The sequence below is a fragment of the Nonomuraea sp. NPDC003201 genome (genome assembly GCF_053590415.1).
In genome coordinates, this window is the sequence record NZ_JBSFTC010000370.1 from 1 (window position 1) to 9,730 (window position 9,730).

The following is a 9,730-nucleotide window of genomic DNA, read 5'->3' on the forward strand; positions in this document are numbered from 1 at the left end:
GGCGACCGGCGGGCCCGGCGATCCGGCGCGCGAATACGGCCGGCCCGGAGCGGCCCTCGCGGCCGACACCACCGGCGTGTACGACCCCGTCGTGCGGGCGGTGGAGGAGTGCTGATGCCCGGGATGAACCAGAGCGCCGTCCGTCGCGTCAACACCTCGGTCACCCTCCGCGCCCGCCCGCCGCTACGAACTGCGGGCAGAACACGCGCTGCTGGCGGCCGTCTGCGTCACCACCTCCGACGTGTCCGCGGTCATCGCCGACGTGCGCGGCCGCATCGTCGGCCGGGCGCACCGGCTGCTGCGCTCCTACCAGGATCCGCAGGCCACCCTCGACGACACGGCGGCGCTGGTGCTGGCGGCGCTGGACGACGCGGGCGGGCCGGCGGAGCGGCTGCGCGCCGGTGAGGGCCCCGAACTGGAGGAGATCACCACGTTCGACGAGGGCCCGCTCGGCGCGGACTGGGCCGAGCAGTTCGAGGCGCGCGGCATCCGGGTCACCCGGGACGTGCTCCGGGACGAGGCGCTCGCCGTGTTCCGCGACTACCGCAAGGCCGTCGACACCGGCGGCGTCACCGTCTACAACGCCCGCGGAGGCACCGAATGACGCTGGGGACCACCACCGAACCCCGCTTCGCCACATCGACTCGGCCCTGCGGGCCTTCGGCGACGCGCCGTCGTTCCGCCGCGAACTCCAGGCTCGCGGCCTTTCCGTCGTGAGCGCCTCCATGGCCGCGAGCGAAGCACCCGACTGGCGGCACGGCGACAACCTGCCCGCGATCGTCGCCGACGCCGAACGGCACGCCGCCTTCCTCGCCGACGTGGGCGCGGAACTCCTCGTCGCCGGGCTGCCCATGCGCCAGACGTTCGGGACGCGCCCGCCCTTCTTCGTCGACGCCGCGTACATGACCCGGATGGCCGACATCGCCCACCTGGCCGGCGAGGCCGTCGCCGTCGCGCGCCGCCACCGCCGGCGCATCGCGCTGGCGCACTGGAAGGACGCGGTCAAGCCCATCGACGTCGAGCTCACCATCGACGAGACCGTCTTCGCCCAGCAGCAGCCCTACATGACCGAACTGGGCACCGGCATCGTGGACTGGCGCGGGTGGGCCGAGGCGATGTCCCGCCGCCCGGCGCCGGCATCGTGCTCGTCGAGCTGGACGAGGCGGCCGATCCCGTCGCCGCGCTCCGGGCCGGGACGGCCGTCGTGCGCGAGGCCAGGACACGGCCGTCTCCGGCCTGACCTGGGCGTCGAGCCGGCCGACCGCAGGAATGACAAGGGGTGGTCGAGCCGACATGCCGGTCGACATTGACACCGGCTACCGGCTGTCGCAAGGTGAGCGCAGGCTGGCAGAAGGGTTCCCATGTCGTCTGAGCGCCTTCCGGGACCGTCGAACGTCCCTCCGCCTCCACGCCGGGGCGACAGCTCGGTGCACGACCTGTCGAGAGCCACGGGTGAGGACGGCGGGGGCTCCGCGTTCCGCCGTGCCCTCGGCTCGCCCCGGACCCACGAGACCGTCCGGGCGCTGGTCGACGCCGGCGGCCAGATGCGCATCGCGGACCTGCAGGACCGGGCCGGGCTGTCGTTCCTGCAGTTCACGGCGGTGCTGGCCGAGCTGACCGAAGAAGGGTTGGTGACGGTCAAGGGGCCTCCCGGCGACGAGGTCGTCCACCTGTATCGCGAGGTGTGAGCCATGTGGGTGCCCTTTCTCGCGGTCGCCCTCATCGGCGCGCTCGTCGCGCTGGCCGAGCTGGTGTCGCGGTATCGCGACAACCCCGCCGGCGCGCTGTGGTCGGTGCCGGCGGCCTTCTACGTCGCCGTCAACGCGGGCGGCGCGGCGGCGGCGTTGTGGACGGTCACGCAGTTCGGGTGGACCTTCGGCGCCACGGGGGAGAGCGTCACCTTCACGCAGGTGCTGGCGGCGGGGTTCGGGTCGGGGGCGCTGTTCCGCAGTTCGCTGTTCAACGTCACGGCGGGCAACCAGGTGATCGGGGTCGGGCCGAGCGCGGTGCTCACGGTGATCCTTTCGGCCGCCGACCGGGCGGTGGATCGGGGGCGGGCCAGGATCCGGTCCAAGGGGGTCGGCGAGATCATGGGCGGGTTCCCGTTCGAGCGGGGCGCGGACGCGCTGTTCCATTACGCGGTGGCGGCGCTGCAGAACTTCACGCCCGCCGAGGTCAAGGTGGTCGAGGATCGGATCGCGTCCCTGCGCTCGGGGCGGGAGGCCACCCTTCCCGAGCAGGTCAAGTCGTACGTGCTGGGTCTGTCGTTGCAGGCGCTGATCGGCGAGAAGGTCCTGCGGGAGTTGGTGGAGTCGTTGCGGCCCGCCTTCGAGCAGACGCCGCCCGCCGAGCAGGTGCTGCTGGACACGCTGCGCGCCAACGGCACCTCCGAGCTGCGCAAGCTTCAGGCGCTGTCGGGGCTGCAGTTGTTCGAGTTCTCGCGGGTGCTGGACGGGCTCGTCGCGGCGGGGCGGGTGGCCGTGGATGGCGGGTCGGGCCAGGAGATCGCGAGCTTGGCGAAAATGACGCCTTGACGTACGAGGGCTCGCATCGTCAAACCGCCGCGAGGAGCGGCATCAGCCCGGTGATCTCGGCGAGTTCCTCGGTGGTCGGTTCCCAGTCGCCAGCGGCCGCGTTGGCCCGGACCTGCTCCGGGGCGGTCGCGCCGGCGATCACCGAGCCGCAGCCGGGCAGCGCGGCCAGCGCGCCGATGGCCACGTCCAGGAGGGACCGGTCGTGCTTGTCGGCCCAGGACGTCAGCGCCTCCACCCGGTCCAGCTTCTCCGGCGTGACGAGGTGGGGACGCTCCGCGAGCCGGCTCCCGGCCGGCGGCTCCTGCCCGCGCCGCACCTTGCCCGTCAACAACCCGTGGGCCAGCGGGAAGTACGGCAGCACGCCGACCCCGTAGTGCAGGGCCGCCGGCACCACCTCCCGTTCGGCGCCGCGCTCCAGCAACGACCAGTGGTTCTGCGCCGACACGAACGGCGCGCATCCCCTCGCGCGGGCCACGTGCGCGGCCTCGGCGATCTGCCAGCCGGCGAAGTTGGAGCTGCCGACGTAGCGCACCTTGCCCTCCCGCACCAGCTCGGTCAGGGCCTCCAGCGTCTCCTCGATCGGGGTGACGCCGTCGGGGAAGTGGTACTGGTAGAGGTCGATGTAGTCGGTACGCAGGCGGCGCAGCGACCCCTCCACCGCGCGCCGGATGTACGACCGGCCGCCCAGCGTTCCGGACGCCGCACCCTGGTCGCCGGGTCTGCCGAACTTGGTGGCCAGCACCACCTGGTCCCGCCGGCCGGCCAGCACCTCCCCGAGGATCTCCTCGGAGGCGCCGTGCACCGCGCCGTACACCTCGGCCGTGTCGAAGAGCGTCACGCCCTCCTCGATCGCCGCGTCCACCACCTCCCTGGTACGGGCCACGTCGATCCGCGAGCCGATGTTGTTGCAGCCCAGACCGACCACCGACACCCGCAGGCCAGAATCGCCCAAGGTCCTGTAACGCATGATCCGAAGTCACCCTTCGCTCGAACGGTCCGCCGGAGCAGCGCCCCAGGTGACCGGCAGGCGGTCCACCCCGTACACCGCCATGCGGTCGCGGGTCGGCACCTCGGCCACCGGAACGGCCAGGCGCAGGTCGGGAAAGCGCTCGAAGAGCGCGGTCAGCGCGATGCGCAGCTCGGCCCGGGCGAGATGCTGGCCGAGACACTGGTGGATGCCGTGCCCGAAGGCCAGGTGCCCGGTCGCGGAGCGGGCCAGGTCCAGGGTGTCCGGGTCGAGGAAGCGTTCCGGGTCCCGGTTCGCGACCGGCAGCGCCAGCACCACGGTCTCGCCGGCCGCGATGACCTGGCCGCCGAGCTCGACGTCCGTCAGCGCGGTGCGCCGCACGTCGAACTGGAGGATCGACAGGTACCGCAGGAGCTCCTCGACCGCCGGTTCGGCGAGCTCCGGGTCCGCGGCCAGGCGGGCTCGCCGGGCCGGGTCGGTCAGCAGGACGAACGTCGCGAGCGCGAGCATGCTCGACGTGGGCAGATGGCCGGTGGCCAGCAGCACCATCCCGAGGTTGGTGAGTTCGTCGTCGCTCAGGTCGCCGGTCGCCACGGCGTGCGCCAGCAGCCCGTCGTCCGGCGGGCCGGATCCGGCGCGCAGGCGCTTGAGGAGGCCGCGTACCGTCTCCGTGATCGACATCACGGCCTCGGCGGTCTGGCCCGGGGTGGAGTCCAGGTCGTTCATCACTCCGGTGGCCGCCTGGATCACGTGCCGGTCCTGCGCGGGGACGCCGAGCAACTCGCAGATGACCAGCGCCGGAACCGGAACGGCGAACGACGCCACGAGGTCGGCGGGCGGCCCGGCGGCCGCCATGGCGTCGAGCGCCTGCGCGGTGTACCGCCGGATCGCGGGCGTCAGCTCGGCGACGCGGCGAGACCCGAAGTGGCGACTCAGCAGGCGGCGGTACCGGGTGTGTTCGGGCGGGTCCATGTGGGGGAAGATCCCCGGCTCGGCGGGCGTCGGCCGCTGGTGCGCGCGCTCGCGGCCGACCGGCTGGTGCAGCAGCTCGCGCCGGGTGCTGAAGCGTGGGTCCGCCAGGATGGCGCGGGTGACGGCGTACCCGGTCGCCACCCAGCCCACGTGCCCGTCAGGATAGGCGAGCCGGCTGAGCGGGGCTCGCTTCCGCAGCTCGACGGGCGGGTCGAAGGGATTGGGCCGGTCGGTCTCCAACGGCTGGGCCTTCCGACCATCGCTCATCCGGCAACCTCCCACCTGCGCGCCGGCCCGGCACGCCGTTGATCATCGGCGCTGATGATTATGCATGGTGAGTCCGAAAAATGACACCACTAGTCATTTATGGATCATCCGATTAGCATCGGCGCTGACCGCCCGGAGGCACATCTGTCAACACTCACGTTGCGAACCGCCGTGAGTATCGCCGGTCTGTAGTGGCGACCCGGCAGCTTTGTTCAGCAGTCTCTTTCTCTCCTCCAGCAGAGGTGTTAATGGCGTATCTGGATGCGCAGGTCGCGGTTGTCGGTGCGGGACCGGTGGGGCTCATGCTCGCGTGTGAGGTGGCCCTCCACGGCGTTCCGGTCGTGGTGCTCGAACGGCTGCCCGCGATCGAATGGCGCCCGAAGGCCGAGGGCATCACCGGACGGGCCATCGACATCATGGACCGTCGCGGTCTCATGGTCGGGGTCACCGAGGCGCCTGCCGCGCCGCTGACGTCCGAGCAGCAGGCCCGCATCGCCGAGGGGGAGCGGCGGCCGGACAGCCTGCTCCCCAAGGCGTTCCCCGGTGCGCGGCATTTCGCCACCATGTTCCTGCTCCGCCCGGAGTCCCCCGACCTGCTGGTGCCCCAGCAACTCCTGGAGGAGGACCTGGCGCGGCGCGCGGCGGACCTGGGCGTCGAGGTACGGCGCGGCCACACGGTCACCGGTTTCGTCCAGGACGACGACCGCGTGTGTCTCGACGTCGAAGGCCCTGACGGGCCGTACCGGATGGAGGCGGAATGGCTCGCCGGCTGCGACGGCGGCCGGAGCGTGGTCAGGAAGCTGTCGGGCATCGCCTTCCCGGGCACGGACGGCGTCACGGCCGGATACCGCGCCTTCGCCGAGATCGACGACCCGGAATTCCATCTCCCCGGCTGGTTCCGCAAGGACGGCGGGCTCCTCGTGTACGAGGAGGGACCGCCCCGGTTCATCACCCTGGAGTTCGACGGCCCGCCGGCCAACCGGGACGCCCCCATCACGCTCGAGGAGTTCCAGGAGTCGCTGCGCCGGCTCAGCGGCACCAAGGTGACGGTGACCGAGGTCAAGAAGATCACCCGGTTCACCGACAACGCGCGGCAGGCCGAGACGTACCGCAGCGGGCGGGTGCTGCTCGTCGGCGACGCGGCGCACGTCCACTCGCACTGGAGCGGCCCCGGACTGCGGCTCGGGCTGGGAGACGCCCTCAACCTCGGCTGGAAGCTCGCCGCGGTCGCGCGCGGCTGGTGCCATGAGGACCTGCTCGACACCTACCACTCCGAGCGGCACCCGATCGGCGAGCAGACGCTGGAGATCCAGCGTGCCTCGATCGCGCTGATGCGCCCCGGCCCGTACGTCGACGCGTTGCGCCGGCTGCTCACGGAGCTGCTGCTCCGCGACGAGGCGAACCGGCAGCTCACCTCCCTGGTCGACGACCTGCACATCAGCTACGACATGGGCGACCCGTCGCTGACCGGTCCGCTGGTCGGGCGCTACAGCCCGGATCTGCGGCTGCGGTGCGCCGACGGCCCCGTACGGCTCGCGCAGCTGCAACGCACCGGGCGGGCGCTGCTGCTCGACCTCGGCGCCGGCCCCGAGCCGCGGGCACTCGCCGAACCCTGGGCCGACCGGATCGACGTGGTCACGGCCGAATGCGCCGAGGCCCCGGCGGACGCCCTGCTGATCCGCCCGGACGGCTTCGTCGCCTGGAGCACGCCCGGTGACCCGGCGTCGCTGCAAGGCGCCCTCACCCGATGGTTCGGCCGCCCGGACAGGAGGCTTCGCGATGAGTGATCCCAAGCTGACCACGCTGCCCGGGTCGGCGCCGCTCGCCGAGGCGATCGACGTCGTCGAGCGGGACGGAGCGGTGATCATCGAGGACTTCGTCGACGCCGGCACGCTCCGCGGCCTGTGGGACGACCTGGGCCCGGACCTGGAACGCCAGGCGGACGGCGACGGCCGCCTGGTCGGCGAGAAGACCCGGATCCTGCCGGGTCTGATACGCCGGAGCGGGCACTCGATCGCGATCATGCGGCAGCCGCACCTCCTCGGCTGCGCGCGGCACTTCCTGCAGCGCCCGGTGAAGGCCTGGCTCGGCGAGCAGCGCGTGGAGCTCGTCCCGACGATCCAGCTCGGCATATCCCGGGCGATCCAGATCAGGCCCGGCGTGCCGCTCCAGGGGCTGCACCGGGACGACACGGCCCACCTCCGTACCCATCCGGGTCCGGAGAGCCGGGTGCAGGTCATGGTCGCCGCGAGCGAGTTCACCGCGCGCAACGGCGCCACCCGCGTGATCCCGGGCAGCCACCGGTGGGACGACGAGCGGGCGCCCCGCGACGACGAGGCGGTCCCCGCCGAGATGCGGCCCGGCGCCGCGCTGCTGTGGCTCGGCAGCACCTACCACGGCGCCGGCGTCAACGCCTCCGACGCGCCGCGCACCGGCCTGTCGTACGCCTACGACCTCGGCAACCTCCGCCAGGAGGAGAACCATTACCTGTCCCTGCCGCTGGACACGGTCCGCGGCTACCCCGAGGACATCCAGCGGCTCCTCGGCTACGAGGCCTGCCCACCCATGTGCGGGCTGTACGAGCTGAGCGATCCGATGCTGCTGCTCCGCGACGGGGCGGAGAACCCCGCCGCGACGGCGGGCCCCCAGTGAGGCCCGACGGCCTTTCGCACCGCTGAAGGAGGACGCATGCGAACACCCGACATTTTCCTGCGCAGTATCGGCGTCCATCTGCCGCCGGTGGTCAGCGTCGAGACGGCCGTCGCCGAGGGCCGCTACCCGGCCGACGAGATGGAGTACTTCCGCCTCGGCGGCGCCGCGGTGGCCGGCGACGTACCGGCGCCGGAGCTCGCGCTCCGCGCGGCCCGGCACGCGTTCGAGCGCTCCGGCGGGATGTCGCCACAAGATCTGGACCTCATGCTGTACGCCGATGTCTGGCACCAGGGGCCGGAGGGCTGGCAGCCGCAGTACTACCTGCAGCAGCACCTCATCGGCGGCGACGTCCTGTCCGTCGAGCTGCGGCACGGATGTTGCGGGCTGTTCAGCGCCCTGCAGCTCGCCTCCGGGTACCTGCGGCCGGGCGGCAGCGCGCTGCTGGTCGGCGCCGACAACCACGGAACCCCGCTGGTCGACCGGTGGCGCATGATCGAGGGCAACGTGATGGGCGACGCCGGGTGCGCGCTGCTGCTCACCACGGACACGGGCTTCGCGGAGCTGCGCTCGGTCAACGTGGTCGTGCTCCCGGAGGCCGAGTCGGTCAACGACGGCGGCGTGCCGATGTTCCCGCCGGACGCGACCGTCGGCCGGCCGCTCGACTTCGCCGCCCGCAACCGCGAGTTCCGCAAGCGCCTCTTCGCCCGCGACGGTGCCGGCGTCATGCTGGCGATCCAGACGACGCTGATGGGGCTGGTCGACCGCACGCTCAAGGAGGCGGGGATCACCCTCGACGAGGTGGCGCGCGTGGCCTTCCCGCACGGGCGCTGGGACGACCTGGAGCACCGGGGGGTGAACTGGTTCGGGCTGACCCTGGCCGACACCACCTGGGACTACGGCGCGAGCGTCGGGCACCTCGGGGTCAGCGACCAGTTCGTCGCCCTCGACCACCTGCTGGCGGCCGGGGCGCTGGCCCGCGGCGACTACATGCTGCTCGTCGGTCTTGGCGCCGGCACCACCATGGCCTGCGCCGTCCTGCGGATCCTCGACGTCCCCCAGGAGTACGCCCCCGGCGGGCCCGGCTGAGCAGGCGCCCGCATCGAGGATCGAGTTCGACGAGCCCGGGAGGCGGCATGGAGACGGCGGACATGTACATCAGCGGGGTCGGGTCGTACCTCCCCGCCACGGTGAGCGTGGAGCAGGCGGTGGCGGCGGGGTGGTATTCGGCCGAGGAGGTCGAGCTGCACCGGCTCGCCGCGGTCGCGGTGGCCGGTGACGTCCCGCCGCCGGAGATGGCGTTACGGGCGGCACGGAGCGCGGTGGCCCGCAGCGGTCGTTCCCCCACCGAGCTGGACCTGCTGCTGTACGTCTCGACCTGGCATCAGGGCCCGGAGGGCTGGCCGCCCCAGGCGTACGTGCAACGCCATCTGGTCGGCGACGGCGTCCTGTCCACCCAGCTCAAGCAGGGCTGCAACGGCATGTTCGCGGCCCTGGAGCTGGCCGCCAGCTACCTGCGCGCGGCGCCCGGCCGCCAGGCGGCGCTGCTGGTCGCCGCCGACAACTACGGCACCCCGCTCGTCGACCGGTGGCGGATGCTGCCCGCGGCCGTCGCCGGTGACGCGGGCAGCGCCCTCGTGCTCGACACCGAGCCGGGGTTCGCCCGGCTGGCGTCGGTGTGCACGATGTCGGTGTCGGAGGCCGAGGAGATGCACCGCTGCGCAGAGCCGCTGTTCCCGCCCGGCGTCACCGAGGGCCGTACGGTGGACTTCGGGGCGCACAACGACGTGTTCCGCCGGCGCGCGGTCGTCGAGGGCGACGGCACCGGAGTGCTCGTGACGCTGGACGAGCGGATGGCCGAAGTGATCGACCGGGCCCTGTCCGAGGCCGGGATCAAGCCGGATGACGTGACCCGGGTGGCGTGCATGAACACCTCCCAGGAGATCGCCGACCAGATCTGCGAGCACCGGCTGGGCATCCCGGCGTCCCGGTCGGCCTGGGACTTCGGCCGGACGATCGGCCACTGCGGGGCCAGCGACCAGATCCTCGCGCTGGAGCACCTGGTCCGCGACCATGCCCTCCGGCCCGGCGACCACCTGCTGATGTTCGGCTTCGGACCGGGCGTGACGATCTCGGCCGCCGTCGTGGAGATTCTCGAGTCGCCCGTGTGGGCGCGGATGCGGAGTGACGTGTGATGGATCGACCGGTCGAGATGATCGCGCTGATCGGGATCGGCTGCCGCCTGCCCGGCGGCGTCGGCTCGGCGGAGGAGTACTGGAACCTGCTGTGCGAGGGACGGGACGCCAGCGGACGGGCGCCCGCCGACCGCTGGCGCGACTAC

At 72.5% G+C, this 9,730-nt stretch carries 11 protein-coding genes; 9 read left to right on the forward strand and 2 right to left on the reverse strand.

The features are described 5' to 3' along the window. Positions 1-241 precede the first annotated feature (241 nt). From ACWDX9_RS54300 to ACWDX9_RS54315, 4 genes are all read left to right on the forward strand, one after another. Complete coding sequence (locus tag ACWDX9_RS54300) at positions 242-604, forward strand: hypothetical protein (protein ID WP_449970187.1); 363 nt, start codon at positions 242-244, stop codon at positions 602-604. A gap of 109 nt (positions 605-713) precedes the next feature. Beyond that, on the forward strand, positions 714-1,310 hold the full coding sequence (locus tag ACWDX9_RS54305; protein ID WP_449970190.1) for a hypothetical protein: 597 nt from the start codon (positions 714-716) through the stop codon (positions 1,308-1,310). 51 nt (positions 1,311-1,361) lie between these two features. Next, a complete protein-coding gene (locus tag ACWDX9_RS54310) occupies positions 1,362-1,688 on the forward strand; it encodes a hypothetical protein (protein ID WP_350735925.1) in 327 nt (108 codons plus the stop codon). A 3-nt stretch (positions 1,689-1,691) separates the two neighbouring features. After that, entirely contained in the window at positions 1,692-2,534 is an 843-nt protein-coding gene (locus tag ACWDX9_RS54315; RefSeq protein ID WP_449970192.1) for a hypothetical protein, read from the forward strand. A 19-nt stretch (positions 2,535-2,553) separates the two neighbouring features. Here ACWDX9_RS54315 and ACWDX9_RS54320 read toward each other — a convergent pair whose 3' ends face one another. Both ACWDX9_RS54320 and ACWDX9_RS54325 read right to left on the reverse strand, forming a co-directional pair. Beyond that, positions 2,554-3,501, reverse strand: coding sequence for an aldo/keto reductase (locus tag ACWDX9_RS54320; protein ID WP_449970195.1), 948 nt, complete (start codon positions 3,499-3,501; stop codon positions 2,554-2,556). A gap of 9 nt (positions 3,502-3,510) precedes the next feature. Continuing rightward, on the reverse strand, positions 3,511-4,740 hold the full coding sequence (locus ACWDX9_RS54325) for a cytochrome P450 (RefSeq protein WP_449970198.1): 1,230 nt from the start codon (positions 4,738-4,740) through the stop codon (positions 3,511-3,513). Between the two features lie 248 nt (positions 4,741-4,988). On the opposite strand from ACWDX9_RS54325, the gene ACWDX9_RS54330 reads away from it, so the two are divergent. The 5 genes from ACWDX9_RS54330 to ACWDX9_RS54350 form a co-directional block, all read left to right on the forward strand. After that, complete coding sequence (locus tag ACWDX9_RS54330) at positions 4,989-6,527, forward strand: FAD-dependent monooxygenase (RefSeq protein ID WP_449970201.1); 1,539 nt, start codon at positions 4,989-4,991, stop codon at positions 6,525-6,527. Beyond that, positions 6,520-7,392: a phytanoyl-CoA dioxygenase family protein gene (locus tag ACWDX9_RS54335; RefSeq protein WP_350735911.1), complete on the forward strand. Its 873-nt coding sequence runs from the start codon at positions 6,520-6,522 to the stop codon at positions 7,390-7,392. Before ACWDX9_RS54330 ends, ACWDX9_RS54335 begins: the two co-directional genes overlap by 8 nt. A gap of 36 nt (positions 7,393-7,428) precedes the next feature. Continuing rightward, positions 7,429-8,478, forward strand: coding sequence for a ketoacyl-ACP synthase III family protein (locus ACWDX9_RS54340; RefSeq protein WP_449970203.1), 1,050 nt, complete (start codon positions 7,429-7,431; stop codon positions 8,476-8,478). 47 nt (positions 8,479-8,525) lie between these two features. After that, complete coding sequence (locus ACWDX9_RS54345; protein WP_449970206.1) at positions 8,526-9,584, forward strand: ketoacyl-ACP synthase III family protein; 1,059 nt, start codon at positions 8,526-8,528, stop codon at positions 9,582-9,584. A gap of 17 nt (positions 9,585-9,601) precedes the next feature. Next, the coding region (locus ACWDX9_RS54350; RefSeq protein ID WP_449970207.1) for a beta-ketoacyl synthase N-terminal-like domain-containing protein at positions 9,602-9,730 on the forward strand (129 nt) is incomplete at its 3' end.

Coding starts and splice junctions, on each gene's coding strand:
- ACWDX9_RS54315 (WP_449970192.1), top strand. CDS start 1,692: ATGTGGGTGCCCTTTCTCGCGGTCGCCCTCATCGGCGCGCTCGTCGCG.
- ACWDX9_RS54340 (WP_449970203.1), top strand. CDS start 7,429: ATGCGAACACCCGACATTTTCCTGCGCAGTATCGGCGTCCATCTGCCG.
- ACWDX9_RS54330 (WP_449970201.1), top strand. CDS start 4,989: ATGGCGTATCTGGATGCGCAGGTCGCGGTTGTCGGTGCGGGACCGGTG.
- ACWDX9_RS54310 (WP_350735925.1), top strand. CDS start 1,362: ATGTCGTCTGAGCGCCTTCCGGGACCGTCGAACGTCCCTCCGCCTCCA.
- ACWDX9_RS54345 (WP_449970206.1), top strand. CDS start 8,526: ATGGAGACGGCGGACATGTACATCAGCGGGGTCGGGTCGTACCTCCCC.
- ACWDX9_RS54325 (WP_449970198.1), bottom strand. CDS start 4,740: ATGAGCGATGGTCGGAAGGCCCAGCCGTTGGAGACCGACCGGCCCAAT.
- ACWDX9_RS54320 (WP_449970195.1), bottom strand. CDS start 3,501: ATGCGTTACAGGACCTTGGGCGATTCTGGCCTGCGGGTGTCGGTGGTC.
- ACWDX9_RS54335 (WP_350735911.1), top strand. CDS start 6,520: ATGAGTGATCCCAAGCTGACCACGCTGCCCGGGTCGGCGCCGCTCGCC.